We start from the raw sequence: 25,360 nt of genomic DNA, 5'->3' as shown, positions 1-25,360 counted from the left end.
TCAGTAGATGCGGTACTTCTTACCGCAGTTGTCGAACTTGCCGGCCCAGCAGGTGAAGGTGTAAACCTTCTTGATCCCGTGGCCGCTCCACGCGCCGGTGACCTTGCCGTCCCAGGACTTGTTGAACTTGTGCCAGGAGCCGTTCTTGTAGACCTCGAACCAGACCCAGCCCTTCTTGCCGCCGGGCTTGTCCACGCCGTACCACTTCGTGTACACCTTGCCGTACGACTTCCAGGTCTTGCCGAAGGTGTAGGCCTTGTGGTCGCTGGAGAAGAACTTGCCCCACTTGACCACGGGGGTCGTGGTGGCGGCGGTGACGGACTGCGTGGCGGACTGCGTGGCCGCCTGGGCGGTGGCCGGGCTGAGGGCGAGGCCGGTGAGGGCGGTCGAACCGGCCAGAGCGGCGATCGCGAGGGTCTTACGCATTGTCGGGGTCCTTTCCCTGTCAGGTCGGTGTTTCCTTGTGACAGGGACATTACGGAGACCCGCCACGATCATCTGTGCAGGAATCCACACATCAGCCGTGATGAGTGCCACACCGATTTCCATCATCCGAAGAGTGGACCTGTACGAATACGGGCCCTTTATGCACGCAACCTCGACATAATCCGGCGAACCCCGGGCCGCTCCCGGCGATCGGACATGACGTGAGGTTCTTCATCGCTCAGCTGTTCCGGTTCGCCTGGGCCGAGGCCAGGTCGTGCGCGTTCGCGGTCGCCCTGTTCGCGGGCCTGGCCGCCGCGTCGGTCCTGCCGCTGCCGATCCCGCGCTACGACGCGCTGCTGCTCTACGCCGTGGCCGTGGCGGTGCTCTTCCGTACGCTGCGCTGGGAGACCGGCCAGGAGACGGCCGTCATCGCCGCCCTGCACGTGGTCGGCCTGGTCTTCGAGATGATCAAAGTGCGGCTCGGATCGTGGAGCTATCCGGAAGAGGCATTCACCAAGGTCGCCGGGGTGCCGCTGTACAGCGGGTTCCTCTACGCCGCCGTGGGCAGCTACGTCTGCGCGGCCTGGCGGATCTTCTCCCTGCGGCTGGTGTCCTACCGTACGGTGCCGGTGACCCTGGTGGCGGTGGCGATCTACGCGAACTTCATCACCCAGCACTGGTGGATCGACCTGCGCATCCCGCTGGCGCTCCTGCTCGTGCTGGTCACCTGGGGAACGGTGGTGCACTTCACCGTGGGCGGGCACCGGTACCAGATGCCGCTGGCCCTGTCGCTCACGCTCATCGGCTTCTTCCTGTGGGTGGCCGAGAACATCGCGACCTACCTCGGTGCCTGGCAGTACCCGTACCAGCGCGAGACCTGGCAGCTGGTGCACCCGGCCAAGTTCGGCGCCTGGGCGCTGCTGGTCAGCGTCACCTTCGTAACGGTCGCCTCCTGGCAGGCGAGCCGGGGCCGCCTGCACCTGTCCGCCCCCGCCACCGGCTGGGCGCTACCGGTGCGCCGCGTCACAGGCGCTCGGCACCCCAGTCCCACAACGCCTGCAGTACGGGGCCGAGGCGGCGTCCCTGCGGAGTGAGCCGGTAGCAGGTGCGGGGCGGCCAGCCGGAACGGCGTTCCCGATCCAGCACACCGGCCTCCGTCAACTGGGCCAGCCGGTCCGACAACACCTTGTCCGACAGCGCGGGCAGGGCGTCGCGCAGTTCGGAGAAGGTGCGCTCGCCGCGCAACAGCTCGCGTACCAGCAGGGTCGTCCAGCGCCCGCGCAACGCGGCGAGAGTGATCTCCACCGGACAGGACGGGCTGGGCTCGGTGACGGCCGCCCGGGGATCGTCGGGCAGGCCCGCCTGACCAACCGTTTGGTGAGCCACGATGGCACCTCCTAGCGTTTGCCGCATCTTTCTACCGCCTGAAGAGAATGGATGAACAATGCGGGATCTCGCGCAGCGACCCGAGGACGTGCCGGCCGTGTTCGCCGACCGCTTCAACAGCGGTGACCTGTCTGCGGTTCACGAGGTGTACGAGGACGGCGCGATCTTCGTGTCCAACCCCGGCACCCCGCTGACCGGCACCCAAGCCCGGCAGGCCAACGCCGCCTTCGCCGGCCTCGGCCTGCCGATCACCGTCCGCCCACGTCACGTCTACACGACCGGCGACCTCGCCCTGCTGATCGTGGACTGGGAAATCGACGGCACGAACGGCGACGGCGAACACCTCCACATCGAGGGCACCGCCACCGACGTCGCCCGACGCGGCCCTGACGGGCGATGGCGGTACGCGATCGACAACCCGTTCGGCGTCAGCGCCACAGGAACAGCAGCGCGGTGAGCACCAGTCCCAGCGCCACGAACCCCGGCGTCCTGGGACTACGCACGGCCTCCCGATACGAGGAGACGACCAGGGTGACGGCCAGGGCCAACGCGGCCAGCACATGCAGCGCGTACCAGACGACAATGGGCACCCTGCCCAGAACAGTGCCACTCAGCAGATCATCAACCGAGCCATAACCACTCAGCACGCCGAGCAGAACCACTCCCACACCCAGCAGAGCCGGCAGATACCGCAGACGACCGAGCAGAACCCAGACGACGGCACCCAGCACGAGCAGCGTCGATGAGGTGATGTGCAACTGGCGGATGAGCAGCCCCCCACGGACGTCCATGCTGATCCGCAGGGTCGACTCGTACGCGGGGCTCATCATGGTGCCGTACAGCGGCTGGTAACTGCCGCTGTACGGCACCATGCGATCGTCCGGCATGTAGTGAAAAGCCAGAAAACCCCCGTGCATAAGGCAACCGCAAAACAGTAGACGAGCATCTCGCCCACCAACTGCCTCGCCCGCTCCATCGGCACATTTCACCACAGGAAGCGGCGCCTCGGGCAGGCCCCGGCGACTTGGGATTATGCGAAGTTCTGCATCTTCCTTGAAGCCCGCACCCCGCATCCGGTGTCATTTAGATCAGGAAGCGCTTCCGCAGGCCCACCAGCCGCCTGGGCCATACCTAGACGTATCAGCCCGCGGAGGCATCATGCACATGCGCAGAAGCATTCTCTTACCCATGCTGTTAGCTTCTCTGACAGCGGCGGGATCCGTCGTTTCGCCCGCCCACGCAGGCGCAAAGCAGAGCGCGGCGGCGTGGCACTGTTATATGTACGTCAGCAATCCGAAATTCGTCAGGTATAGCGGCGTCAAACACATCCACGGCGTCGGCCGCCAGTGGTGCACCGGATCCGGCTACGTACCGCAAGGAGTACGGCTGACCCTGCAACGCTACCGGGCCTTCGGAATCTGGCGGAACGTGCATCGCAGCACTCTCGCCTGGTCCCGGAGCTATTTCGTGGAGTCACAACCTCCGTGGCCGTGCACCGGTGCCGGCAGCGAGAAATACCGCTGGGTCATCGACGGATTCGCCCAGGGTGTTCCGGTGGCAAGGAAACACGCCTACTCCGACCCCGTGCGCATTTACTGCTAGACGTCCGGGACCGCGTAAGCGGGCATGTCACGGCCACGCCAGACCATGATTGCCCAGTCGTGCGGCGTCGCGACGATTCTCGAGTCGACGTGCAACCGGGCTATCCCTTTCGTACGCAGCACCTGCCCATGGACGAGGTGCCGGCCTCTCAAGCTCCAGCGCCTGATGCGGCTGCGCTCGCGGATGATCCAGTGCACCTCGACCGAAACCTCCGCCGTACTCGGCGGGCCCACTCCGGCGCGGATCGCGGTCAGGCCGATATGCGACCACTCGGTGGCGTACTCGTATATGACCCAGGCCCGAGCGCCGTCGTGCGAGAAAAGCACCGCTGCGACATCGCCTTCGACGACATCGAACGACAACGGCACCAGATCGGGATCAGCCACGGCATCCAGCCCATGCTCGATGACCTGGCGGCCTTCTTGGATCAGCCTCGGATGCAAGTCCGGCATGAATCGACGGTAGGCCCGCCGGATCCGGGTGTCGAGGTCACCCCCGCTGCCGACGGCAACGGGGGTGACCTCCAACAGGTCAGCGTTCGGAGGCGGCCTGGCGGGTTTGGACTGTGCGGACGCGGGCGACGTCGAGCTTTTCCGTGCGGTCGAAGCGGTAGATGCCGTTCTCCTCCTGGAACACGTCGGTGAGCTGCGTGTAGCAGTAGCCGAACATGTCCGGGTTGTCCAGGAGCGCGTCGGTCAGGCCGGCGAAGCGGGTGTGGAATTCTTCCTCGTTCCGCACGCGCTGTCCGTACCCCCACGAGCCGACCCGGGCCGCGTCCTGCTCCGTGCCGGCCAGTTCCGGGTTCCACCAGATGCCGCCGTACTCGCTGACGAAGTACGGCTGGCCGCGGTAGGCGACCGAGATGGGCCGGTCCTCGGCGCCGGTGTTGATGAAGGGCTCGTTCTTGTGCAGGCCGCTCATCTGGTCCGCGAACGCGGCGGGCTCCTGCTCGTAGTTGTGCGAGTCGTAGATGTCGGTCTCCGGCACCCGGTGGCTGTAGCCGGAGGCGTCGAGGACCGGGCGGGTCGGGTCGGCGAGCTTCGTGGCCAGGAACATGCCGCGGGTGACGTCGTCGAGCTGGCTGACCCGGTCGTGGATCAGCTGGGAGGTCTCGTTGAGCGGGCACCAGCCGATGATCGAGGGGTGGGAGAAGTCCCGTTCCACGACCTCCAGCCACTGCGTGATGAACGAGGCCGTCGGGAGTTGCTCGGTCCCGTTGTGGGCGCCCCAGTCGCCGAACTCGCCCCACACCAGGTAGCCGAGCCGGTCGGCGTGATAGATGAAGCGCTCCTCGAACACCTTCTGGTGCAGGCGCGCGCCGTTGAAGCCGGCGGCCACCGACAGCTCGATGTCGCGCAGCAGCGCGGCGTCGCTGGGCGCGGTCATCAGGCCGTCGGGGTAGTAGCCCTGGTCCAGGACGAGCCGCTGGAAGACGGGCCGGCCGTTGATGAGCACGCGCTTGCCGTCGATCGCGATCGAGCGCAGCCCGGCGTAGCTGTCCACGGTGTCCGTGACGGCGTCCGAAGAGGAGAGCAGTTCGACCTTGACGTCGTAGAGGAAGCCTTCGCCCGGCTCCCACAGGCGTACCCGGTCGGCCGGGAGCTCCAGCCGGACGGAGGGGGCCAGGTCCACGTCGGCGCGGGCGGTCGCGGTGGCGACGGTGCCGGCGGCGTCGGAGACGGTGACGCGGACGGAGGTGCCGGGGCGGTTGGCCGACAGGGGGGTGACGACGGTGAAGGAGGAGGAGGCGACGTCAGGCGTGATGCGCGGACGCAGCAGGTACGCCTCCGGCACCGGCTCCAGCCACACCGTCTGCCAGATCCCCGTCGTACGGGTGTAGAGGCATTCGTAGTTCCCGTACCTGGTGGACTGCTTGCCCCTGGCCTGGGGCCCCTGGCGGGAGTCGCGGGCGCGCACGACGATCGTGGCGTCCTCACCCGGCCGCGCCACCGCCGACAGGTCGGCCGTGAACGGGGAGAAGCCGCCACGGTGGCGGGCCACCTCGACACCGTTCACCCACACGGTCGCGTCGTGATCGACGGCGCCGAAGTGCAGCAGCGTGCGGCGGCCCGCCCACTCTGCCGGGATCGTCACGGTACGGCGGTACCAGACCGCGTCCATGAAGTCGGTGTGCCCGAGGCCGGACAGCTCCGACTCGGGCGCGAAGGGGACGGTGATGGTGCCCGACAGGTCGCGCTCGCGCAGGCCACGCTCCAGGCCGGAGTCGGCGGCGTCGATCTCGAACTGCCACTGGCCGTTGAGGTTGAGCCAGTCCTCGCGGACCATCTGCGGGCGGGGGTATTCCGGACGAGGGACGTCATGAGGCGCGGAACGCTGCATCTATGCACTTTCGGAAATCGCAGAAATGGGGATAAGTCAAGACCTTTTGCTACGTAGCAGAGTGTGCCACACTCCCTCCAACCGGAGTCAACATCCGGCTAGCCCCCGTTGTGAGGACCGGCCGGACCTCTGCGAGGAACCACGTATGAGCAAGCGGCCTAATTACCGGCCCTCCCGCCGCAGGGTGCTGCAGATCGCGGGACTTTCCGCCCTGCTGGCCGGCTGCGGCACGGGCCCCGCCAGGCAAAGCACCCGGGAGATCGAGTTCTGGCATCTCCTGACCGGCGGCGACGGCGATCGTATGAACGAGATCGTCACCAAGGCCGACGCCGATATACCCCAGGCCCACATCAAACAGGTCATCCTGGCCTGGGGCGCCCCCTACTACACCAAGCTCGCGATGTCGGCCGCCGGCGGCCGCTCCCCCGACCTGGGCATCGCGCACATGTCCCGCCTGGCCGGATACGCCCCCGGCGGCCTGCTCGATCCCTGGGACCTGAACCGGCTGGCCAAGTACGGCATCAGCGAGTCCTCGTTCACCGCCCCGGCGTGGAAGAGCTCCATCGTCAACGGCAAGGTCTACGCCCTGGCCTTCGACTCCCACACGTTCGTCAATTTCTACAACACCGACCTGGCGAACAAGGCCGGGCTGCTGCAGTCCAACGGCAAGCTGCCCGAGGTCAAGAGCCTGGAAGAGCTGAAGAACCTGGGCAGGGAGTTCAAGAAGGTCACCGGCAACAAGTACGGGCTCGGTTTCGGCTTCCTCGGCGACGGCGCCCAGCTCTGGCGGCTGTTCTGGACCTTCTACAGCCAGCATGGCGCCACCTTCGACCTGCTGGGCGACAAGTTCGTCTACGACGCGGACGCGTTCGCCGCCTCGATCGACGCGATGCGCGGCCTGGTGGACGGCGAGGTCGCCTCCAACAGCACTGACTACGCCACGGCCACCTCGGCGTTCCTGGCCGGCGACACCGGCCTGGTCTTCTCGGGTGTCTGGGAGCTGCCGCAGTACCAGGACAAGAAGATGCCGCTGGGCGCCATGCCGGTGCCGAACCTCTTCGGCACCGGCATCGACGCGAACTGGGGCGACTCGCACACCTTTGTCCTGCCGCACCAGGCGAACCCGGACGAGGAGGTGCGCGAGCTGGTCTACGAGATGGTCTCCAAGATGCTCAAGGGCTCGTTGTCCTGGGGCAGGGCCGGGCACACGCCCGCCTACCAGCCCGTCGTCAACTCCCCGGAGTTCAAGCAGCTGCGGCCGAACAGCGACTACTCGGAGACGGCGACGTACATCAACTACGACCCGCCGTCCTCGTTCACCGGCTCGGGCTCGAGCTTCATGAACCAGTTCGGCGGCGTGTTCCAGAACGTGCTGACCGGCCGGACCCCCGTCAAGGACGCCGTCGCCCAATGGGAGGAACGCGTCAATGTCTTCATGTCCAAGGCGGTGAAGCGATGACCTCGGCCACCCTCGCGAAGGGCGCCGCGACCAAGGCGCCCACGACCCGATCCGAGCGCCCGCGCAAGGGCCGGATCGGCCTCCTGTACGTGACGCCGTTCCTCGTCTCGTTCGCGCTCTTCCTGCTCTGGCCCATCGTGTACGGCGTCTGGATGAGCTTCACCGACCGCGACCTGGCGGCCGGCGCCGACCCGGAGTTCGTCGGTCTCGCCAACTACGCCGAGGCCCTCACCGACCCGATGGTGTGGACGACGTTCGGCAACACGGTGTTGTTCACCGTGCTCACCACGATCCCGCTGGTCGTGTTGTCCTTGGTGGCGGCGTTGCTGGTGAACATGGGGCTGCCGGGGCAGTGGGTGTGGCGGATGGCGTTCTTCCTGCCGTACCTGCTGGCCTCGACCGTGGTCAGCCTGTTCTGGGAGTGGCTCTACAACCCCGAGCTCGGGCTGATCAACACCGTGCTGGGCATGTTCGGGATCGAGGGCAAGAGCTGGTTGCAGGACCCGGCCACCGCCATGGGCGCGATCGCGCTCACCACGACCTGGTGGACGCTCGGCTTCAACTTCCTGCTCTACCTGGCCGCGCTGCAGAACATCCCGGCCACGGTCTACGAGGCGGCCTCGATCGACGGTGCCGGCAAGTGGCGCCAGCTCTTCTCGATCACGCTGCCGCTGCTGCGCAACACCACCGTGCTCATCCTGATCCTGCAGCTCCTGGCCTCGCTGAAGGTGTTCGACCAGATCTACCAGATGACGGCCGGCGGCCCCGACGACTCCACCCGCTCGATCCTGATGTACGTCTTCGACACCGGCTTCACCAACTACCGGCTCGGCTACGCCTCGGCGATCTCGTACGTCTTCTTCGCCATCATCCTCATCCTGTCGCTGCTGCAGTTCAAGTTCGCCCGGAGGTCTGACCAGCGATGAGAAGCATTAATGCCGGTCGGGTGATGGGCGTCACCGTGCTGGCCCTGTTCAGCCTGCTGATGCTGACGCCGTTCCTGTGGGCGATCAACACCTCGTTCAAGACCGAGGAGGACGCCGGCGCCTCGCCGGTGACGATCCTGCCGGACGGCGGGTACACCTGGGACACCTACGCCAACATCTTCAGGACGGGCGACGTGCCCACCTGGATGGTCAACAGCCTCGTGGTGGCGGTCGGCGTCACGATCCTGACGCTGGTGATCTCCACGCTGGCGGGGTACGCGTTCTCGCGCCTGGACTTCACCGGCCGCAAGTTCCTGCTCGGCCTCACGGTCGCGTCGATCATGGTGCCCGGGACGATCTTCATCGTGCCGCTGTTCGACGAGATGCTGGCCTTCAACATGGTGGACACCTACTGGGGCATCATCCTGCCGCAGATCGTCGCGCCGGTGATGGTGTTCATCCTGAAGCGCTTCTTCGACAGCATCCCGGTCGAACTGGAGGACGCCGCCCGGGTGGACGGGGCGACGTCGTTCCGCATCTTCCTGCAGATCGTGCTGCCGCTGTCGCGGCCGATCATCGCGGCGGTGGCGATCTTCACGTTCGTGGGCGCGTGGAACAACTTCCTGTGGCCCTACATCGTGACCAACGACCCCGACCTCATGACGCTGCCCGTCGGCCTGGAGACGGTCACGCCCGGCTACGGCATCACGTTCGCCCTGAAGATGGCGGGCTCCGTGCTGGCCGCGCTGCCCCTGATCATCGTGTTCCTGTTCTTCCAGCGGCAGATCATCAAGGGCATCGCCACCACCGGCCTCGGAGGTCAGTGACATGGCCGTCGCCACCACGGCGCCGTTCCTCATCGGCTCGGGACGGGTGGAGCACCGCGCCCACACCTATCCCGAGCCCGGTGCGGGGCAGTTGCTCATCCGCCCGCGCGCCAACGCGCTGTGCGGCAGCGACCACGGCCTCTTCCGCGACGGCAGCCAGGTCGTCGCGGGCCACGAGGCCGCCGGCACGGTCGTCGCCGCGGGTCCCGGCGCCACGACACCGGTGGGCACCCGTGGGGTGATCTACCTCATGGGGTACTGCGGGCGGTGCAGGAGCTGCCGCGCGGGCGCGACCAACCTGTGCCTGGACAAGGCCGGTGACATGGGCTTCAACCGCGACGGCGGGCTCGGGCCGCTGGAGCTGGTCGAGGAGCGGATGTTCTTCCCGATCGGCGACGACCTTCCGTTCCCGCTGGCCACGATGCTGCTGGACGTCATGGGCACCAGCGGCGCCGCGCTGAACCGGGCGCTGGCCGTGCGGCCGGACATCAAGTCGCTGCTGATCACCGGCGCGGGCCCGGTCGGCATCGGCGTGCTGGCCGTCGCCCGCCTGCGCCTGGGCCAGGACGTGCCGATCCACATCAGCGACGTCTCCGGCTGGCGGCTGTCCTTCGCCGAGTCGCTCGGCGGCATCCCCGTCCACGCCGACTCCGTCGCGGACCTGCCCCCGGTGGACGTCGCCGTGGACGCCTCGGGGCGCGCCGCCGCACGCCGCTCCGCGCTGGACCGGCTCGCCAAGCGGGGCGTGCTGGTCTGCGTCGGGCACGGGGAGGATCTGCTGCTGCAGGTCTCCCCCGACCTCATCGCCGCCGGGCGCGCGGTGCTGGGCAGCGAATACTTCCCGTACGGGGACTTCGCCGGCAACCTCGAACTCCTCCTGCACAACCAGGACTACCTCGGGCAGATCGTGACGCACACCTTCGACGTCGGCGAGACCGCGCTGGCGTTCGAGACGTTCCTGTCCGGCGAATCGGGCAAGGTGGTCGTCACCCAGGAGGCAGAGTGAGCGAGCCACTGAAGGCGGCCACCGTCGGCACCCAGGAGGCGGAGTGAGCAAGCCGTTGAAGGTGGCCATCGTCGGCGCCGGTGGGTGGGGCGAGCAACACGCGCGCGCCTTCTCCGCCCGCGCCGACGCGCGCGTGGCCGGGGTGTTCTCCCGCGACCTGGCGCGCGCGGAGCAACGCGCGGCCCGCTGGTCCACCAGGGGGTACGACGACATCGGCCGCATGATCGACGAGACCGGGCCCGACCTGATCAGCGTCTGCCTGCCCAACACCGAGCACTACGCGCCCACGCTCGCGCTCATCGAACACGGCATCCCGCTCCTGGTGGAGAAGCCGCTGGTGTTCGACCTGGACGAGGCCGACCGGCTGATCGACGAGGCCCGCGCCCGCGAGTTGTTCTTCGCGATCAACTTCAACCACCGCTACGCCGAGCCCGTCCTGCGCGCCAGGCGCGACCTCGACGCCGGCCGGCTGGGCGAGTTGTCCTTCGCCACCTGGCGGTTCGGCGGCGAGGGCAACTCGGACCACCATCCGCACGCCAACCTGATCGAGACCCAGTGCCACGGCATCGACCTGCTGGAACACCTGCTGGGCCCGATCGACGCGGTCAGCGCCGAGATGACGCGGGGCGGCTCGACGCTGGTCGTGGCCGCCCATTTCGCCTGCGGCGCGGTAGGCAGCCTGGTCGGCTCCTACGACTCCTCCTACGCCTACCCGCGCACCCATCACGTCGAGGTCAACGGGGACCTGGGCCGGCTGCTGATCGACGACACCGCCAGGCGGTACGAGTTCTCCGCCGCGGGCTCGGAGTCGCGCACGGTCTGGGAGGCCGGTTACTTCAACGACCGGGGGCGTTCGTTCCACGAGACGTTCGACGCCCACCTCGACGCGCTGGTGCCGGCGCTGCGGGCCGGGGCCGCGCCGCCGGTGCCCGCCGAGGCCGGGCGCAGGGCGTTGCGGGTGGCGTACCGGATCATCGAGGCGTACGAAACGGGGCGCAGGGTCGCGGTCCCGGCTCACTGACTGGACTCGCGCACCTTCAGGTGGAAGTCGATCAGGATGTGCGGCTCGTGCCCGCCGGGCTTGCCGCTGATCTCCTCGTGCAACATCGCGACGGCCTTGGCCGCCATGGACTCCAGGTTGAGGGAGACCGAGGTCAGCGACGGCGTCGCGTACCGCGCCTCCTCGACGTCGTCGAAGCCCACCAGCGCGACGTCCTGCGGCACCCGTACCCCGCGGTCGTGCAAAGCCCGTAGCGCGCCGAGGGCCAGGGAGTCGTTCATGGCGAAGATGCCGTCAGGCATCAGCCGGCCCGCGTCCAGGTGCTCCTCGATCGCCCGCTGGCCATCGGCGCGGGTCCATCCGGCCTTGACCAGCAGCTCGTCGTGCACGGGCAGCCCGGCCTCCGCCAGCCCGTCGAAGAAGCCGTGCTGCCGCATGCGCGCCGTCTGCATCCCGCCCATGGCGTAGCCGAGCAGCATGAGCCGCCGCCTGCCGGTGTCCGCCAGATGGCGTACCACCGCCTGGACCGCCTCCCTGTTCGGCCAGGCGAGGTGCGGCACGTCGCCCTCCAGCTCCTCATCGCCGATCAGCACGATCGGATAGTCGGCGCGGCGCCGATGCCCGTCCTCCGGCCGCAGCGACAGGGCCATCATGATCGCGCCGTCGGTGCGCTGGGTCCTGCCGCCGGTGAGGACCTTCAGCTCGCGGTCCCGGTCCGTCTCCGTCAGCTCGATCAGCACCGTGTAGCCGAGCGCCTCGGCCTCGCGGACGACCGGGCCCGTGAGGTCGGCGAAGATGCGGGCCCGGAAATCGGGGACGACGAGCGCGATGAGCCCGGTACGGCCGGAGCGCAGGCTTCTGGCGGCCGCGTTGGGCACATATCCGAGCGCGGCCATGGCGTCGAGCACGCGCTGACGGGTCTCCGGGCGTACGAACTCGTAGTTGTTGACGACGTTGGAGACCGTTCGCTGGGAAACGCCGGCTGCACGAGCTACGTCGTGCATGCTCACGGCCATAAACGCAACGCCTTACCCGGAATCGGAGACACGGGATTTATGTTAGTTTCTGGTCCTTCATCTCTCATCGAATTTTCGCTCGGTTATGGCGGAAACCACTCACGCGTTCCAGCGGCCTTCCGCCTGGGCGCGTTCGACCTCGGCCAGCCCGGCCGGCCGCATCCGGCCCGACTCCCGCAGCCGCGCCACCCGGGCGATGTTCCGCGCGGACCAGGCGCTGCGCGGGCGGCGCGGGGTGTAGCGCTGGAGGTAGGTCGCGGCGTCGCGGCTCCTGGTCAGCCCGTCGATCCAGCCGTAGCACAGCGCCTCTTCCAGGGCCTGCTCGTACGTCAGGCTGGTCGGCTCCGTCGTGCCCTTCTTCGCCAGCACCACCCACGCCTCCGTCTCCGAGTCGTGGTGGCCGGCCAGCCAGGACCGCCAGGCGGCGGCGTCGGCGAAGACCGTCACGACCGCCGCCCCTCAAGGATCGCCAGGTAGTGCGGGTTGTACATGATGCCCAGGACGTTGCCCCACGGGTCGATCACGGAGGCGGTGATGAAGCCCTCGCCCCGGTCGTGCGGCGCGTCGTGCTCCTTGGCGCCCATCGCCACGAGCCGTTCGAGGGTGGCGGGGACGTCGTCCACGTGCCAGTTGACCACCGCGCCCGCCGGCCCGCCGATCGTGTCCGGCGATGGGGTCCTGGCCAGTTCGCTTCCGGCGTAGGCGCTGTTGATGACGCCGAACTCGTGCTGGTAGTCGCCGATGCGCCATTCCAGGTAGCCGGGGGTGTCCATGTACGGCGGGATCCCGAACAGCTCGGTGTACCAGCGCTTGGTCGCCTCGAAGTCGGGCGAGTAGAACGTGACGGTGGTGAGTCCTCGAAGCATGTCCGCTTCCTCTCTCAGGTCGGTATGTCCATCCTCCTCGGTTAAGTGCTCACCAACTGAGCACTTTTATTTGCGGCGCCGGGCTTCCCAGACGGCCACCATGACCCCCGCCGTCACCCCGGCGACCGTGCTGATGATGATCTCGACGCCGCCCCTGACGCCCAGCGCGGCCATGACGCTTCCGACCAGGACGAATCCCAGCAACGCGGCCGCGGCACCCACGACGATCGGCATGCATCGACGGTATGCCCGCCCGGTCGGCGCGTCGAGGAGGCGTCACCAGCCGAGTTCGTCGCAACCGTTGTGGTCGGCGGGCTCGACCTGGAGGGTCGCGTGCGCCACGCCGTGCCGCAGCCGCAGCAGGTCGCGGGCCTCGTCCAGCACGGCGTGGTTGTCGTCCTGGTCGCCGGTCACCAGGTGGGCGGTGGCGACGTTCATGCCTGAGGTGAGCGTCCACAGGTGCAGGTCGTGCACGTCGCGTACGCCCTTGATGTTGCCCAGGTCGGCGGCGACGGCGGAGGCGTCGATGCCCTCGGGGACGTGCTGGCCCAGCACGGCGAAGACCTGCCGGCCCAGGGAGATCGCCCGTACGGCGACGAAGACGCCGATGGCCAGGGCGACGACGGTGTCCCAGTACGCCTGGCCGGTCGCGGCCACCAGCCAGCCGGCCACGATGACGCCCACCGAGCCCGCCGTGTCGGCGACGACCTCCAGGTAGGCGCCCTTGACGTTGAGGCTCTCGCTCGCCCCGGAACGCAGCAGGAGCAGGGCGACCAGGTTGACCGCCAGGCCGATCGCGCCGACCACCAGCATCGGCCCGGAGGAGACCTCGGCGGGCCCGCCGATCCGGCCGATGGCCTCCATGACCACGTACAGGGCGACGCCGAGCATCAGCACCACGGCCAGCAGCGAGGCGAACACCTCGGCCCGGTAGGAGCCGTAGCTGCGGCGGCCCGTGGTGTCGGGGCGGGTGGCGATCCGGGTGGCGACCAGCGCCGCGCCGAGGGTGACGACGTCGGCGGCCATGTGCCCGGCGTCCGACAGCAGCGCCAGCGAGCCCGACAACAGTCCGAACACCAGCTCGACCGCGAAGAAGGCGCCGATCAGCGCGAAGGAGACCGCCAGCCGCCACCTGTGCTTGCCGGCCGCGTGGCCGTGCCCGTGCCCGGCGCCCATCAGGCGTTCCCTTCCCGCTCCGGGTGGATGGCCTCGGTGTGCTCGGTGTGGGCCAGCGCCAGATCGAGCAACATCCGTACGTGCGGATCCTCAAGCCGGTAGTACGCCATCCGGCCGGAACGGCGCGCGGCCACGATGCGGTGGGCGCGCAGCAGGCGCAGGGCGTGCGAGACGGCCGACTCGCTCTGCCCCGTCACCGCCGCCAGGTCGCACACGCACAGCTCGCCGTCCAGCAGCGCGACCAGCAGGCGCAGCCGGTTCTGGTCGGACAGCAGGCCGAAGACGTCGGCCGTGTCGGCCAGGTCTTCGGCGGGCGGCATGCGCTCGTGCACCAGAGCCACCCGATCGGCGTCCACCACCCGGACGGCACAACCGTCCAACGTCAACACGCCTTCATCTGAAGAGGTATTCATATGAGCAACATAACGGAAGTGACGGTTGGCGCGTCAAGTGGGGTCGCTTCTCAGCGGAGGGGGGCGGTGAAGCTGCGTCCGTAGGCGTGCCGGGTGGTCGCCTGCACGAGGGTGCCGCCGGGCACGCGGCGCACCGTCACGCCCTCCTCGGCCGTGTCGAGCCTGAGGTGGCCGCCGAGCAGGACGACGCTGACGCGGTCGCGTTCCATCGTGGGGTCGGACAGGGCGACGACCGTGCGCCCGCCGGACGTCCTGACGATGACCGAGGCGGGGCCGTCGACGATCAGGCGTTCGACGTGGCGGGGGCCCTGCGCGAAGACGTTGGCGGCGACGATGCCCAGGGACCTGTGCTTGATCGCCTGTACGTGGCGGCTGTTGGCCAGGACGGTCAGGGGGCCGCGGGCGTAACGGCGCAGATCGGCCTCGGTGGCGTTCGGGACCAGGGCGTAGGCCAGCGCGGAGACATCGCCGATCGAGGCGGTGAAGACGTTCTTGGTGACGCTGGTGTCGGGGTTGGCCACGCGGACGGCCCTGCGACTGCGGGTGACCGTCTCCATCCCGGCCGCGACGGGCTGCCGGGACAGGAAGGCGTAGCCGATCGCGGTACCGCGGGTGCCGTTGGCGTACCGCAACCAGCGCGGCGGCGTGTTGTCGCCCGTCTGCCAGGCCCCGCCGCTCCAGCGCTCGCCGGTGAGCGTGACCGCGTCGCCCGGGGCCGCGATGCGGCTGTCCACGGTGGTCACCGCGGCGCGTCCGCCCTCGCCCGAGACGTCCGCGGCCAGCACCACGATCTCGTCGTCGAGCATGAACCAGGACTTGGTGGCGCGGGCGTTGCGGTAGGCGACGAAGTCGTCGGGCAGGGTGCCCGCCTGCTTGGCGGCGTAGGCGGCGTCGTCGGACTGGACCATGCCGGCCGTGGCGTACGTGCCGAGCGTCGCGCCGCCGGAGAAGGCGTTCGTGGCGCGCGGGAAGTACACGTAGGTGTTCTGGGACTCGGAGGAGGAGGTGAAGTTCAGCGGGTGGCCCGGGTTCTCGTACCAGAACCGGCCGTACAGGTCCGGCACCGTGCGCCGCTCCTCCACCGGCGCGGTGACCCCCGCCAGCCGGTACGGCGAGACGGCCGTGTAGTAGTCGACGCCGAACACCTCGCGCTGGTCCTCGCCCGCCAGGTACAGGTAGTAGGCGCCGTCACCCTGGAACCAGGGCATGAGGTTCTCGCCGTTCATGTACTCGTATTTGCTGATCCGCTCCGAGCTGCGCGCCAGCGCGAAGGCGTAGCCGGGCCGCCGGTGCACGTTCCTGTCCATGGCGTTGTAGGCCACGGTGCGCTCGGCCGGGTTCAGGTCGGCGGCCGGGATGCTCGCGTCGGCACGGACGGCGGCGTAGCGGGCGATGCTGACCGGCGAGACGAAGGAGGTGGTGTCCGCGGCGGGCAGGAACCTGAGGTACGCCTTCAGCGGCCGCGCGTCCTCGACGTGGTCGGCCAGGTCGGCGATGGCCTCGATGACCACCCCGACGTCGGAGTAGCCGGTGTTCGTGCGCGAGACCGCCCGCCCCTTGACGATCTCCATCATCCAGCCCTCGTAGATCAGCGGGGCGAAGCCGTCGGTGATCCAGCGCTGGACCACGGCGGGCAGGTCCCCGGCCACCCCGATCGTCGCGCCCTCCAGCGTCTTGAGCGTCTGCACGACCCGGGTGAGCAGGGCGCGCCCGTAGGAGCCCGTGTAGGCGACCGAATGGTGCTGGATGAAGGAGCCATCGCGGTAGTAGCCGTCGGTGACCCCGTGCTTGAGGTTGTACGGGTCGATCGTGGCGAAAACGGTGGCCTGGTCGGCGATGGCCTTGGTGACGCGGGCGTCGTCGCCGGTGAGCGCGCCCTGGAGGATCCGGTTGGCGGTGATGTCGGCCAGGTTCGCGCCGGTGTGGAAGCGGGAGTCGAGATCGACGTCCCCGTTCTCGCCGTTGCGCAGGTAGGCGTCCATCGAGGCGAGGTACGTCGCCGCGAGGCCCTGCGGTAAGCCCTCGGCCAGCAGGACCAGCGTCCTGCTGACATGGGTGGGGATGCCGATCTCCCAGTTGTGCCAGTTGCCGTAGTAGCCGGCCGCCTGGTCGCCGAAATAGCGCTCGTGCAGCCACCGCAGGCCGTCGGTGACGCGGCGCTGGGCGGTGGTGTCGCCTTCGAGCGCGCTGCCGGGGGTGCGGGTGGCCAGCGCGATCTCGTACAGGTACTGGTAGGCCAGGCGCAGGTTGACGTCGTCCGTGCCGAGCTTCAGGCCGGCGAACAACTCTCCCTCGCCGGCCTGGTCCATGGCTGTCAGCCGCTGCCTGGCGGCGCCGAGTACGGCCGCGAGCTTGGCGGCCACCTCGGGGCGGGTGTTGACCTCAGGGGTGCCCGCCAGCATCGCCAGGGTGTTGGCGATCAGCCGCGGGTGGTCGACCGCCGCCGCGGCGGCTCGCCCCGGCGGGGTCATGGCGAGCAGGCCGGCGGCGGGGAGCAGGGAGAGAACCTGGCGACGGGACATGTACGGCACGGCGGGCTCCAGGCCGTTCAACGGATATACCGCGCTCACCATACATGATCTTCACCGCCCGGCCCAGGACTCCTTGGGGCGATCACCGCCCGGCCCGGGACCCCTTCAGGCGATCACCGCCCGACCGCCCAGGATCCCTTCAGGCGGTCGCCGGGACGTAGCAGAGGTTGAGCACGCCGGTCGTCCACGTCTCGGACTTGGCCAGCTTCAGCGGGTGGGTCGGGGTGTCCTCGAACAGCCGCTGGCCACGGCCGACGACGATCGGGTGTACGAGCAGGTTCAGCTCGTCCAGCAGCCCGTTGGCCAGCAGCCACCGCACGGTCGTGGCGGAGCCGGACACCTGGAAGTCGCCCTCGGCCGTCTGCTCCTTCAGCTCACGCAGCCGCGCCGCGACATCGCCGTTGATGAGCGTGGTGTTGGCCCAGTCGGCCTTCTCCAGGCTGTTGGAGACGACGTACTTGGGGGCCGCGTTGAACATCTCGGCGATCCCGGCCTCGGCCTCCGGCGACGTCCAGTACGCGAACCACTCGTCGTACAGCTTGCGGCCCATCAGGAATCCGGCCGCACTCGCCATGCCCGCCTGAACCCAGGTGCCCATCTCCTCGTTGAAGTACGGGAAGTGCCACTCGTCGGGCGACTCGACGACGCCGTCCACGGAGATGAAGAAGCTCGAAACGATCCTGGCCATGATGGCTCTCCTCAACATCGGGTTACGTGAGTCAAAGATTAGAGGGCGGCACTTGGGGGCGTCTTGTATAGAAACGACGCGGATCAGGCGGCCACCATCTCCTGGACGTCCTCCTTCTCAGCGACCGGCCGGCGCAGCACCACCAGCCCGACGACAAGGGCCGCGACCAGCAGTCCGGCGGAGATCCCGAACGCGAGCCGGTAGCCGCCCGTCAGCGCCTCCGCCTGGCTCAGGCCGGCCGCCAGGAGCCCCTCGGTACGCCCGGCGGCCATCGTGGTCAGCACCGCCACGCCGATCGCCATGCCCACCTGCTGGGTGGTGTTGAACAGCCCCGAGGCCAGCCCCGCGTCACTCTCCCGGGCCCCTGACATGCCCAGAGTCGCCAGCGAGGGTAGTACCAGCCCGCCACCCGAGATCAGCAGCATCACCGGCAGCAGGTGGGTGACATAGTCCGCGTCCACCGGGATGCGGGTGAGCAGCAGCATCGCGGAGATGAGCATCACCAGCCCGCCCAGCAACACGACCTTGGCGCCGAACCGCGCGTTGAGCCGGGCCGAGACGAACAGCGAGATCGTGCCGATGCCGACCGCGGCCGGCAACATGGCCAGGCCGGTGTCCAGCGCGCCGTACCCGAGCACCTGCTGCATGTAGAGCGCGACCAGCACCTGGAAGGCGAACATGCCGGACAGCGCCAGCATCTGCGCGAGGTTGGCCCCGGCGACGTTGCGCGAGCGCAGGACCCGCAGCGGCATGAGCGGCGCCTTGGCCGTGGCCTGCCGGACGAAGAACGCGGCGAGCAGGGCCAGCGAAACCGCGCCGAGGCCGAGCGTGTGGGTGGCGAGCCAGCCGTACTCCTCCACCTTGACCACCGTGTAGATGCCCAGCATCAGCCCGGCGGTGACCAGCGCGGCTCCGGCGACGTCCGCCCCGGCGGCCAGGCCGATCCCCCGTTCGGCGGGCAGGACGCGCACGGCCAGCGCGATGGTCACCACACCGATGGGCACGTTGATGAAGAAGATCCACGGCCAGCTCAACAGGTCGGTGAGCACGCCGCCCAGCACCTGGCCGAGCGAGGCGCCGACGGCTCCGGTGGTGCTGAAGATCGCGATGGCCTTGACCCGCTCACGCGTCTCGGTGAACAGCGTCACCAGGATGCCCAGGACAACGGCCGAGGCCAGCGCGCTGCCCACACCTTGCAGAAACCGGGCGGTGATCAACATTCCCGGGCCGGTGGCCGCGCCCGCCAGCAAGGAGGCGGCGGTGAAGACCACGTTGCCCGCCAGGAACATCGCCCTGCGGCCGATCAGGTCGCCCAGCCGTCCCGACAGGAGCAGCAGGCCGCCGAAGGCGATCAGGTAGGCGTTCATCAGCCAGCTCAGCCCGGCCGGCGAGAAGCCCAGGTCCCGCTGGATGGCGGGCAGCGCGACGGTCACGATGCTGCCGTCGAGGACGGTCATCAGTCCGGTCGCGGACAACACGCCGAGCGCCGTCCAGCGCGAGCTTTTCATTAGGTACGACACAGTCTCTCCCGTTCCGAAGCCGGCCTTCGGAGCGAGCCTCCAAAGCCGACAGGAGAGACCGTAACAGATGGTTCTGTTACAGACGATATTCTTCGGACCTAATTTTTGCGCTCCCGTGCCCTGCGTACCGGCGCGGGGCTCTCGACCGGCGTGGCGAGATGGCCGGTGACCAGCCGGTTCAGCGCGCGGACCAGCACCTCGCGCTCGTCGTCCGGCAGCGCGCCGAGCGCGGCCCGGTGCACGCCGTCCACGATCTCCTGGCTGCGCGCGGCGGCCTCCGCGCCCGACTCGGTGACCGCGATGATGCGGGCCCGGCGGTCGGTGGTGGAGGGGCGGCGCTCGGCGTACCCGGCCTTCTCCAGGGCGTCCACGGTCACCACCATCGTGGTCTTGTCCATGTCGCCCAGCTCGGCGAGCTGGATCTGGGTGCGCTCCCCCTCCAGGGCGTGGACCAGCACGCAGTGCATGCGCGGGGTGAGCCCGATCTCGGCGAGGGAGGCGGTCATCTGCGAGCGCAGCACGTGGCCGGTGTGGTCGAACAGGTAGGACAGGTCGGTCTCGGTACGGGCGGGGGCCATCGCAGTCATGCCGTCCAGCCTAGTTCCGACGTGGATTATCTGCGATCGGACCGTTCGAGATCGGGAAGCCCGCCCAACCGGCGCACCGCCGTGTAGTACGACCAGGCCAGACGCTCACACCCACGCCCGATCGCACCTTCGTACGCCGCGCACACCTGCCGCAGATCGAACAGGAACGCCCGATCGACATGCTCCCTGTTGCCCACGAACCGCCCGACGGCCTTGTAGTTGCGATAGCCGAAGTCGTGCCGCCGGCACGCCATCCGAAAGTCGAACCCAAGCGGCCGATCCGGGCTGCCCGAGCACAGATCGGTGCTCCAGTCGAAGGCGTAATCGGCCCACGTACCGGGCCTCCCCGAGGCCACCCGCCAGGCGGCGGCGCTGCGGGCGGTGGGCTGGGTGAGCGCCGAGAGCGCGGTGAGCTTCTGCGCCAGCGTCACGGCGTGCGCCGGAGCCGGATAGGCCAGAACGATCGCCAGAGCCACCGCAGACCGTCCGACCAGTCGTTTCATCATGGAACCCCGCCGTCTCGCCCAGGACCGGAATCTGCCTGCACCAGCTTCACGCGGCCACCCGCCGAAGGGCCGGGACATCCGGGCGGTTCTCACCAACTCTTTGCCCTCGCCGGCTCATGACATATGTCAGGCTTTCTGATGACATCGGCCACTGACGTGCGCTCCTCCTGAACCACCACAGTTGGTCCCGGCAATGGGGAACGAACTGACGAGGAGCCCTGGTGAGTTGGAAAGCGTGGCGTCGTACCGGTGTGCTGATGAGCGCCCTGGGGATGGCCGTGTGCGCGGCGGCGCCGAGCGCCGTCGCGAAGGCGGCCGAACTTGACTGGCGGGCGTGCGCCGGGGCGCCGCAGCTCGAATGCGCCACCGTACGGGTGCCGCTCGACTACGACCGGCCGAAGGGCGAGAAGATCACGCTGGCCCTGTCCCGTATCAAGGCCACCGACTCGGCCGCGCGCAAGGGGTCGCTGGTGGTGAACAGGGGCGGACCCGGGTACTCGACCGTCGAATACCTCCAGGGCATCGTGGCGGGCACGCTGCCCAGTCCGGTGGACGCGGAGGTGCGCAAGGCGTACGACATCGTGGGGGTGGACACGCGCGGCAGTGGCCGCAGCACGCCCGCCGTGCGCTGCTTCGAGACGCCGGCCGAGGCGGCGGCGTTCGCGAAGGACGTGCCCGACGCGCCCGTGACGGCGGCAGACCGGCAGCGGCGCGCCAAGGCCGACGCCGACTTCGCCCGCCTGTGCCGGGAGCGCAGCGGCGGGTTGCTCGACCACATCAGCAGCGTGTCGATGGCCCGCGACCTCGACGCCGTACGCGCCGCCATGGGCGAGAAGCGGCTCAACTACCTGGGCCAGTCCTACGGGACCTACCTCGGCATGGTCTACGCCAACCTGTTCGGCGACAAGACCGGCAAGTTCGTCTTCGACAGCGTGATCGACCCCGGGAAGCGCGACTCCGGACATCCGCTCAGCACGGCCTCCAGCCGCAACCGCACGGACATCAGCACCAAGCGGACGCTGGCGGAGTTCTTCCGGCTCTGCGAGGAGGCCGGTGACCGCTGCTCATTCGGGAACGGAGACCCGGCGGCGGCCTTCGACGACATCCTGACCGCCCTGCGCAAGGGGTCGATCCAGCTCACGAACCCGGCCGGTAAGAAGGTCGCCCTGACCTACTCCTACGTGGTCTCGTGGACCGGATCGTGGCTGTATCAGCCGATGTTCTGGAACCAGCTCGGCGGGGCGCCGTTCCTCAAGGCGGTCGGCGCGGCGATCAAGGATCCGGCCGGGTCCGAGGCCACCGCTCTGGCGCAGGAGATCGAGTTGTTGCAGCAGCAGGGGATCGGTGTGGCGGGGTACGGCTCGCCGATCGAGGCCGCCTTCCACGCCGTGACCTGCCCCGAGACGGACAATCCCGCGAACGCGCGGGCGCTGGCCAAGGTGGCGGCCGAGCGGGACAAGGTGGCGGCGCCGTTCGGGTCGCTGCGCGCGTACGAGACGAGTGCTTGCTCGTTCTGGCAGAGCAAGAGCGACGAGCGGCACCGCGGGCCGTGGACGGCGAAGACGAACGAGCCGGTGCTCATCCTGAACAGCAGGCACGACCCGGCCACGCCGGTGTGGTCGGCCGAGCGTGTGCAGCGCCTGCTGCCCGGTAGCCGCCTGCTGGTCAACGAGGGGTGGGGGCACGTGACCACCCAGCAGTCCACCTGCGCGATCAAGGCCATCTCGGCTTACCTGCTTGAGGACAAGCTGCCGGAGCGGGGCGCCGAGTGCCGCCCGGACACCGTCCCGTTCGCGGCCAGTTCCGGCTGAGCCCCAGGTGCGCGGAGCTCCACAGCACGTCAGGGGCGCGGAGCTCCACGGCGCGTCACGGCCGCAGAGTTCCACAGCGCGTCGCGGCGTCCCTCCTAGCTGAGCCCCGCGGACGTGTGCTCGCGCAGCACGTCGAGGAGGGCCGCCGCCAGCCGGCCGCGGTGGCCCCCTCTCCTGCGTACGACGACCACGGGCAGGCCCACATCCAGGTTCGCCACCTCGATCACCCGCAGACTGCCGATGCGCAACTCCTCCCGGACGCTGCTCGTGGGCATCAGCGCGACGCCGAAACCGGCCTCCACCAGCCGCCGCTGCGCGGTGAGGCTGTCGATGCGGGTGATCGAGGGGTCGGTGAGGCCGTTCGCGAGCAACTCGCGTTCCAGCAGCCGCCCGTAGGAGTCGGAGCTGCCCCGCTCGGGCGGGAAGCCGAGCCACCGCTCCCCCTCGAACGCCCGCAGGTCGGGCAGCCGGGAAGCGGTCACCGGATGTCCGGCGGGCACCACGACCAGCAGCTTCTCCGTCCCGAGCGGGATCGACTCCAGTTGCGGATCACCCTCCTCGAAATAGCGCAGGCCCAGTGACGCCTCGCCACCGCGTACGAGGGCGCTCACCTCCCGGCTCGTCGCCGTGCGCAACTCGACCTCCGCCTGCGGAAAGCGGGCCTCGAACGCGCGCAGCGCGTCCACGATGTGCGAGTCGGCCAGCGTGCCCACGATCGCCAGGCTGAGCACCCGCGCGCCCATCCCCTCCCGGGACGCCTCCCGTACCGCCCGCTCCCCGTCGCGCATCGAGGCCAGCACGGCCTCCGCGTACGGCAGCAGCGCCCGCCCCGCCTCGGTCAGCGCCACCCGGCGCCCGGCCCGCTCGAACAGCGCCGCCCCCAGCGACCGCTCCAGCTCGTGGATCCGGCGGCTGATCGCGGGCTGGGACCGGTTGAGCCTCCTGGACGCCTCGGTGAACCCACCCGTCCGCGCGATGCAGACGAAAGCCTCGATCTCCTCCACCGTCACAATCCATCAGTATTCCTGATGCCGACAATCCTCACTATGCATTGGACCTATTTTCCGAGGCCCGCAAGACTGGGCATCATGACTGATCAGACGGCCAAGGTGGCTCATTTCCGAGCCCTGCACGAGCGCCCGGAGCCCCTGCTGCTCCCCAACCCCTGGGACGCCGGCACCGCCCGCATCCTGGCCGGCCTCGGCTTCGAGGCCCTGGCCACCACGAGCCTCGGGGTGGCCAACGTGCTCGGCCGCACCCGCGCCGGCCGCCAGGACGTCCTGGACAACTGCCGCGTCATCTGCCGGGCCACCGACCTGCCCGTCAACGCCGACCTGGAGAACGGCTTCGCCGACGACCCCGCCGAGGCCGCCAAGATGATCGCGGACGCCTTCGCCTGCGGCGTCGCCGGCGTCTCCATCGAGGACGCCACCGCCGACCCCCGCTCGCCGATCTACGACTTCGGCCCGGCCGTCGAACGCGTCCAGGCGGCGGTCGAGGCCAACCGCGCCCTGCCCGTCCCGCTCGTCCTGACCGCCAGGGCCGAGAACCTGCTGTACGGCGTCGCCGACCTCGACGAGAGCATCCGGCGACTGCGGGCGTTCGAGGAGGCGGGCGCGGACGTCCTGTACGCGCCGGGCCTGCGCACCCTCGACCAGATGCGCGCCGTCGTCTCCTCCGTCGGCAAGCCGGTCAACATCGTGATGGGCTTCGCCGATCCCGCGATCACGCTGGAGCAACTGGCCGGGATCGGTGTGCGCAGGGTGAGCATCGGCGGCGGTCTGTCGCGGCTCGCCCTGCGCTCATTCCTGGACGGGGCCAAGGAGATGCGCGCGGGCCGCTTCGGCTTCGTCTCCGAGATGGCCCCGCTCTCCGACCTGCTCGGCTACTTCGACAGGTAGAGAGTCTTCCAGGTGCCCGCGTACAGGCAGTTGAGCGACGGCTTGGCGGCCTTGCCCTCGGCGCAGACCTTGAGCTCGACCTGGTAGACGTCGCGGTGCTTGACGGAGAAGTGCTTGGGCGTGCGGTAGGAGCAGTCGCGGACGGCGTGGTTCCTGTTGGGCAGGTTGTTCCCCGAGCGATAGGTGATCCGGAAGACCGCCCAACCGCACTTGGCGCCACGGGTGTTGTCGGTCACCTTGCCCCAGATTCGCACGCGGTCGGCGGTCGGCAGGTCGGCGTGGTCCTCACCGGTGACGGTCAGGGCGCCGGAGGCCGTGGCGCCGCGTCCGGGAGCGTGCACCGGCCCCCAAGCGGCACTCGCCGCAGCCGGAGCCTGGGCAGCCTGAGCAGCGGGGGCGAGGGCAGCGGCGGAAGCGAGGGCGGCGGCCGCTGCGAGGGTCAAACTGGCAAGGGTGCGGGAGATTGTCATGGGGAGGCTCGTCCTTTCTAGGGGGAATGACCGCACTTTGCGACGGACCGTTTTCAACCGGCTTGCGAAAAGCCGGCCCGACTTTCAACTCCCTTACCACCCACCGACCACGCTCCGGCCAGTGCCCAGCCGTCCGCACACCCACCACCTAGCGAGCCTCGCCCCGCAGGATCCGGCCGTAGAGATCCCTCGCCACCGCCGTCAACATCCACGCGGTTTCACTCGTGGTGCCCTCAGCGCGATCCATCCGGCGCATGAACCCCTGACCACCAGCGGCACACAACTCGAACAGGAGGTCGGGGCACTCGCACGAGTGCGCCACGACTCGGATGCGCCTCACGCGACGGGTTGGTTCGTACCAGGAGATCTTGGTGCAGCCATCTTGCGGAGGCTCTGCGTGTGGACCGTGAAAGTCGGAGATTCCTGTCATGTCACGCAGTCCTTCCCTCGAAGATCTCGACGAGGTTTCTGAATCGCGCATCCGTGGTCGGGTTGCCCATGAGCCGGACCTCCTGTCGAACTGCCTGGCAGGAGAATACGTTTAACTCGTACAGCCTGTCTAGCCCGTCTAGCACATACCCAACGTTAATGCTATGACTGCTCGTCTTTAACGTCTCTCTTGTGATAGTCGACCAGCTAGACCCGACGCCGATCTTCGAGCAGTTGGCACGCATCATCCGCGAAAAGATCAAGGGAGGGGACCTGCGGGAGCGGCAGCTCGTGCCCTCCGAAAGCTCGCTCCAACAGGAGCACGGCATCGCTCGTGGTTCCGTCAGGCGTGCCATGGAACTCCTGCGCGAGCAAGGCTGGGTGGTCACGATCCAGGGCAGAGGCACGTTCGTGGCTCCCCAGGAGAAGTGGCCCGAAGAGCCGTAACTCCTCATCGGGTCAGGGCCCTGGGGC

28 protein-coding genes are annotated in these 25,360 nt (G+C 68.9%); 10 read left to right on the top strand and 18 right to left on the bottom strand.

Features of this window, described 5'->3' with window-relative positions:
- On the bottom strand, nucleotides 1–426 hold the full coding sequence (locus AB0I81_RS15120) for a hypothetical protein (RefSeq protein ID WP_360656026.1): 426 nt from the start codon (nucleotides 424–426) through the stop codon (nucleotides 1–3).
- Between the two features lie 221 nt (nucleotides 427–647).
- On the opposite strand from AB0I81_RS15120, the gene AB0I81_RS15115 reads away from it, so the two are divergent.
- A complete protein-coding gene (locus AB0I81_RS15115; RefSeq protein ID WP_360656024.1) occupies nucleotides 648–1,520 on the top strand; it encodes a DUF817 domain-containing protein in 873 nt (290 codons plus the stop codon).
- Here the strand turns inward: AB0I81_RS15115 and AB0I81_RS15110 are convergent.
- Nucleotides 1,450–1,812 carry a helix-turn-helix domain-containing protein gene (locus AB0I81_RS15110; RefSeq protein ID WP_360656021.1) on the bottom strand — a complete coding sequence of 121 codons (363 nt, stop codon included), beginning with the start codon at nucleotides 1,810–1,812 and terminating at the stop codon, nucleotides 1,450–1,452. The two genes, AB0I81_RS15115 and AB0I81_RS15110, sit on opposite strands and share 71 nt — an antisense overlap.
- A gap of 58 nt (nucleotides 1,813–1,870) precedes the next feature.
- On the opposite strand from AB0I81_RS15110, the gene AB0I81_RS15105 reads away from it, so the two are divergent.
- Nucleotides 1,871–2,269, top strand: coding sequence for a DUF4440 domain-containing protein (locus AB0I81_RS15105; RefSeq protein WP_360656018.1), 399 nt, complete (start codon nucleotides 1,871–1,873; stop codon nucleotides 2,267–2,269).
- Here AB0I81_RS15105 and AB0I81_RS15100 read toward each other — a convergent pair.
- The 3 genes from AB0I81_RS15100 to AB0I81_RS15090 form a co-directional block, all read right to left on the bottom strand.
- Nucleotides 2,241–2,699: a hypothetical protein gene (locus tag AB0I81_RS15100; RefSeq protein ID WP_360656015.1), complete on the bottom strand. Its 459-nt coding sequence runs from the start codon at nucleotides 2,697–2,699 to the stop codon at nucleotides 2,241–2,243. The two genes, AB0I81_RS15105 and AB0I81_RS15100, sit on opposite strands and share 29 nt — an antisense overlap.
- A 711-nt stretch (nucleotides 2,700–3,410) precedes the next feature.
- On the bottom strand, nucleotides 3,411–3,866 hold the full coding sequence (locus AB0I81_RS15095) for a hypothetical protein (RefSeq protein WP_360656012.1): 456 nt from the start codon (nucleotides 3,864–3,866) through the stop codon (nucleotides 3,411–3,413).
- Between the two features lie 79 nt (nucleotides 3,867–3,945).
- Nucleotides 3,946–5,754, bottom strand: a complete 1,809-nt coding sequence (locus AB0I81_RS15090; protein WP_360656009.1) for a sugar-binding domain-containing protein — start codon at nucleotides 5,752–5,754, stop codon at nucleotides 3,946–3,948.
- Between the two features lie 145 nt (nucleotides 5,755–5,899).
- Between AB0I81_RS15090 and AB0I81_RS15085 the strand changes: the two genes are divergently transcribed.
- From AB0I81_RS15085 to AB0I81_RS15065, 5 genes are read left to right on the top strand one after another with little or no spacing between them, the layout of a single operon-like run.
- Nucleotides 5,900–7,213, top strand: coding sequence for an extracellular solute-binding protein (locus AB0I81_RS15085; RefSeq protein WP_360656006.1), 1,314 nt, complete (start codon nucleotides 5,900–5,902; stop codon nucleotides 7,211–7,213).
- A complete protein-coding gene (locus AB0I81_RS15080; protein ID WP_360656003.1) occupies nucleotides 7,210–8,139 on the top strand; it encodes a sugar ABC transporter permease in 930 nt (309 codons plus the stop codon). The genes AB0I81_RS15085 and AB0I81_RS15080 overlap by 4 nt, the downstream gene beginning before the upstream one ends.
- Entirely contained in the window at nucleotides 8,136–8,966 is an 831-nt protein-coding gene (locus AB0I81_RS15075; RefSeq protein WP_360656000.1) for a carbohydrate ABC transporter permease, read from the top strand. The genes AB0I81_RS15080 and AB0I81_RS15075 overlap by 4 nt, the downstream gene beginning before the upstream one ends.
- 1 nt (nucleotide 8,967) lies before the next feature.
- Nucleotides 8,968–9,972 carry an alcohol dehydrogenase catalytic domain-containing protein gene (locus AB0I81_RS15070; protein WP_360655997.1) on the top strand — a complete coding sequence of 335 codons (1,005 nt, stop codon included), beginning with the start codon at nucleotides 8,968–8,970 and terminating at the stop codon, nucleotides 9,970–9,972.
- Nucleotides 9,973–10,015: 43 nt separating this feature from the next.
- Nucleotides 10,016–10,993: a Gfo/Idh/MocA family oxidoreductase gene (locus AB0I81_RS15065; RefSeq protein ID WP_360655994.1), complete on the top strand. Its 978-nt coding sequence runs from the start codon at nucleotides 10,016–10,018 to the stop codon at nucleotides 10,991–10,993.
- On the opposite strand, the gene AB0I81_RS15060 is transcribed toward AB0I81_RS15065, so the two are convergent.
- From AB0I81_RS15060 to AB0I81_RS15010, 11 genes are all read right to left on the bottom strand, one after another.
- A complete protein-coding gene (locus tag AB0I81_RS15060) occupies nucleotides 10,987–11,976 on the bottom strand; it encodes a LacI family DNA-binding transcriptional regulator (RefSeq protein ID WP_360655991.1) in 990 nt (329 codons plus the stop codon). The genes AB0I81_RS15065 and AB0I81_RS15060 overlap by 7 nt on opposite strands.
- Before the next feature lie 111 nt (nucleotides 11,977–12,087).
- Nucleotides 12,088–12,435, bottom strand: coding sequence for a hypothetical protein (locus tag AB0I81_RS15055; protein ID WP_360655988.1), 348 nt, complete (start codon nucleotides 12,433–12,435; stop codon nucleotides 12,088–12,090).
- Nucleotides 12,432–12,854 (bottom strand): VOC family protein, encoded by a 423-nt coding sequence (locus AB0I81_RS15050; RefSeq protein WP_360655985.1) that lies wholly within the window; start codon nucleotides 12,852–12,854, stop codon nucleotides 12,432–12,434. The genes AB0I81_RS15055 and AB0I81_RS15050 overlap by 4 nt, the downstream gene beginning before the upstream one ends.
- Nucleotides 12,855–12,920: 66 nt before the next feature.
- On the bottom strand, nucleotides 12,921–13,088 hold the full coding sequence (locus tag AB0I81_RS15045) for a hypothetical protein (RefSeq protein ID WP_360655982.1): 168 nt from the start codon (nucleotides 13,086–13,088) through the stop codon (nucleotides 12,921–12,923).
- Between the two features lie 42 nt (nucleotides 13,089–13,130).
- A complete protein-coding gene (locus AB0I81_RS15040) occupies nucleotides 13,131–14,030 on the bottom strand; it encodes a cation diffusion facilitator family transporter (RefSeq protein ID WP_360655979.1) in 900 nt (299 codons plus the stop codon).
- Complete coding sequence (locus tag AB0I81_RS15035) at nucleotides 14,030–14,419, bottom strand: metalloregulator ArsR/SmtB family transcription factor (RefSeq protein WP_360655976.1); 390 nt, start codon at nucleotides 14,417–14,419, stop codon at nucleotides 14,030–14,032. Before AB0I81_RS15035 ends, AB0I81_RS15040 begins: the two co-directional genes overlap by 1 nt.
- 74 nt (nucleotides 14,420–14,493) lie before the next feature.
- Nucleotides 14,494–17,016, bottom strand: coding sequence for a polysaccharide lyase family 8 super-sandwich domain-containing protein (locus AB0I81_RS15030; RefSeq protein WP_360655973.1), 2,523 nt, complete (start codon nucleotides 17,014–17,016; stop codon nucleotides 14,494–14,496).
- A 97-nt stretch (nucleotides 17,017–17,113) separates the two neighbouring features.
- Nucleotides 17,114–17,662 (bottom strand): dihydrofolate reductase family protein, encoded by a 549-nt coding sequence (locus tag AB0I81_RS15025; protein WP_360655970.1) that lies wholly within the window; start codon nucleotides 17,660–17,662, stop codon nucleotides 17,114–17,116.
- A gap of 83 nt (nucleotides 17,663–17,745) precedes the next feature.
- The gene (locus tag AB0I81_RS15020; protein WP_360655967.1) at nucleotides 17,746–19,170 is read right to left on the bottom strand and encodes an MFS transporter; all 1,425 of its coding nucleotides are present in this window, start codon (nucleotides 19,168–19,170) and stop codon (nucleotides 17,746–17,748) included.
- Between the two features lie 110 nt (nucleotides 19,171–19,280).
- On the bottom strand, nucleotides 19,281–19,769 hold the full coding sequence (locus AB0I81_RS15015) for a MarR family winged helix-turn-helix transcriptional regulator (RefSeq protein WP_360655964.1): 489 nt from the start codon (nucleotides 19,767–19,769) through the stop codon (nucleotides 19,281–19,283).
- 26 nt (nucleotides 19,770–19,795) lie between these two features.
- A complete protein-coding gene (locus tag AB0I81_RS15010; protein ID WP_360655961.1) occupies nucleotides 19,796–20,275 on the bottom strand; it encodes a phospholipase in 480 nt (159 codons plus the stop codon).
- A gap of 221 nt (nucleotides 20,276–20,496) precedes the next feature.
- Between AB0I81_RS15010 and AB0I81_RS15005 the strand changes: the two genes are divergently transcribed.
- The gene (locus tag AB0I81_RS15005) at nucleotides 20,497–22,086 is read left to right on the top strand and encodes an alpha/beta hydrolase (RefSeq protein WP_360655958.1); all 1,590 of its coding nucleotides are present in this window, start codon (nucleotides 20,497–20,499) and stop codon (nucleotides 22,084–22,086) included.
- 95 nt (nucleotides 22,087–22,181) lie between these two features.
- Here AB0I81_RS15005 and AB0I81_RS15000 read toward each other — a convergent pair whose 3' ends face one another.
- Complete coding sequence (locus tag AB0I81_RS15000; protein WP_360655955.1) at nucleotides 22,182–23,090, bottom strand: LysR family transcriptional regulator; 909 nt, start codon at nucleotides 23,088–23,090, stop codon at nucleotides 22,182–22,184.
- A gap of 84 nt (nucleotides 23,091–23,174) precedes the next feature.
- Between AB0I81_RS15000 and AB0I81_RS14995 the strand changes: the two genes are divergently transcribed.
- Entirely contained in the window at nucleotides 23,175–23,987 is an 813-nt protein-coding gene (locus tag AB0I81_RS14995) for an isocitrate lyase/phosphoenolpyruvate mutase family protein (RefSeq protein WP_360655952.1), read from the top strand.
- On the opposite strand, the gene AB0I81_RS14990 is transcribed toward AB0I81_RS14995, so the two are convergent.
- Nucleotides 23,972–24,430, bottom strand: a complete 459-nt coding sequence (locus AB0I81_RS14990) for a hypothetical protein (protein ID WP_360655949.1) — start codon at nucleotides 24,428–24,430, stop codon at nucleotides 23,972–23,974. The genes AB0I81_RS14995 and AB0I81_RS14990 overlap by 16 nt on opposite strands.
- A 648-nt stretch (nucleotides 24,431–25,078) precedes the next feature.
- Between AB0I81_RS14990 and AB0I81_RS14985 the strand changes: the two genes are divergently transcribed.
- Nucleotides 25,079–25,333, top strand: a complete 255-nt coding sequence (locus tag AB0I81_RS14985) for a winged helix-turn-helix domain-containing protein (protein WP_360655946.1) — start codon at nucleotides 25,079–25,081, stop codon at nucleotides 25,331–25,333.
- Nucleotides 25,334–25,360: the final 27 nt, after the last annotated feature.

The sequence above is a fragment of the Nonomuraea sp. NPDC050404 genome (genome assembly GCF_040655495.1).
Classification (GTDB): domain Bacteria; phylum Actinomycetota; class Actinomycetes; order Streptosporangiales; family Streptosporangiaceae; genus Nonomuraea.
The sequence above is the reverse complement of the archived record's forward strand: the minus strand, read 5'-3'. Positions and strand labels throughout refer to the sequence as shown.

Excerpts from the sequence above, each read along its gene's own strand:
- AB0I81_RS15090 (WP_360656009.1), bottom strand. The coding sequence starts at position 5,754 with ATGCAGCGTTCCGCGCCTCATGACGTCCCTCGTCCGGAATACCCCCGC.
- AB0I81_RS15060 (WP_360655991.1), bottom strand. The coding sequence starts at position 11,976 with ATGCACGACGTAGCTCGTGCAGCCGGCGTTTCCCAGCGAACGGTCTCC.
- AB0I81_RS15010 (WP_360655961.1), bottom strand. The coding sequence starts at position 20,275 with ATGATGAAACGACTGGTCGGACGGTCTGCGGTGGCTCTGGCGATCGTT.
- AB0I81_RS15025 (WP_360655970.1), bottom strand. The coding sequence starts at position 17,662 with ATGGCCAGGATCGTTTCGAGCTTCTTCATCTCCGTGGACGGCGTCGTC.
- AB0I81_RS15040 (WP_360655979.1), bottom strand. The coding sequence starts at position 14,030 with ATGGGCGCCGGGCACGGGCACGGCCACGCGGCCGGCAAGCACAGGTGG.
- AB0I81_RS15120 (WP_360656026.1), bottom strand. The coding sequence starts at position 426 with ATGCGTAAGACCCTCGCGATCGCCGCTCTGGCCGGTTCGACCGCCCTC.
- AB0I81_RS15080 (WP_360656003.1), top strand. The coding sequence starts at position 7,210 with ATGACCTCGGCCACCCTCGCGAAGGGCGCCGCGACCAAGGCGCCCACG.
- AB0I81_RS15050 (WP_360655985.1), bottom strand. The coding sequence starts at position 12,854 with ATGCTTCGAGGACTCACCACCGTCACGTTCTACTCGCCCGACTTCGAG.
- AB0I81_RS15020 (WP_360655967.1), bottom strand. The coding sequence starts at position 19,170 with ATGAAAAGCTCGCGCTGGACGGCGCTCGGCGTGTTGTCCGCGACCGGA.
- AB0I81_RS15100 (WP_360656015.1), bottom strand. The coding sequence starts at position 2,699 with ATGCCGGACGATCGCATGGTGCCGTACAGCGGCAGTTACCAGCCGCTG.
- AB0I81_RS15015 (WP_360655964.1), bottom strand. The coding sequence starts at position 19,769 with ATGACTGCGATGGCCCCCGCCCGTACCGAGACCGACCTGTCCTACCTG.
- AB0I81_RS15095 (WP_360656012.1), bottom strand. The coding sequence starts at position 3,866 with ATGCCGGACTTGCATCCGAGGCTGATCCAAGAAGGCCGCCAGGTCATC.
- AB0I81_RS15070 (WP_360655997.1), top strand. The coding sequence starts at position 8,968 with ATGGCCGTCGCCACCACGGCGCCGTTCCTCATCGGCTCGGGACGGGTG.
- AB0I81_RS15085 (WP_360656006.1), top strand. The coding sequence starts at position 5,900 with ATGAGCAAGCGGCCTAATTACCGGCCCTCCCGCCGCAGGGTGCTGCAG.
- AB0I81_RS15030 (WP_360655973.1), bottom strand. The coding sequence starts at position 17,016 with ATGGTGAGCGCGGTATATCCGTTGAACGGCCTGGAGCCCGCCGTGCCG.
- AB0I81_RS15075 (WP_360656000.1), top strand. The coding sequence starts at position 8,136 with ATGAGAAGCATTAATGCCGGTCGGGTGATGGGCGTCACCGTGCTGGCC.
- AB0I81_RS15045 (WP_360655982.1), bottom strand. The coding sequence starts at position 13,088 with ATGCCGATCGTCGTGGGTGCCGCGGCCGCGTTGCTGGGATTCGTCCTG.
- AB0I81_RS15105 (WP_360656018.1), top strand. The coding sequence starts at position 1,871 with ATGCGGGATCTCGCGCAGCGACCCGAGGACGTGCCGGCCGTGTTCGCC.
- AB0I81_RS14995 (WP_360655952.1), top strand. The coding sequence starts at position 23,175 with ATGACTGATCAGACGGCCAAGGTGGCTCATTTCCGAGCCCTGCACGAG.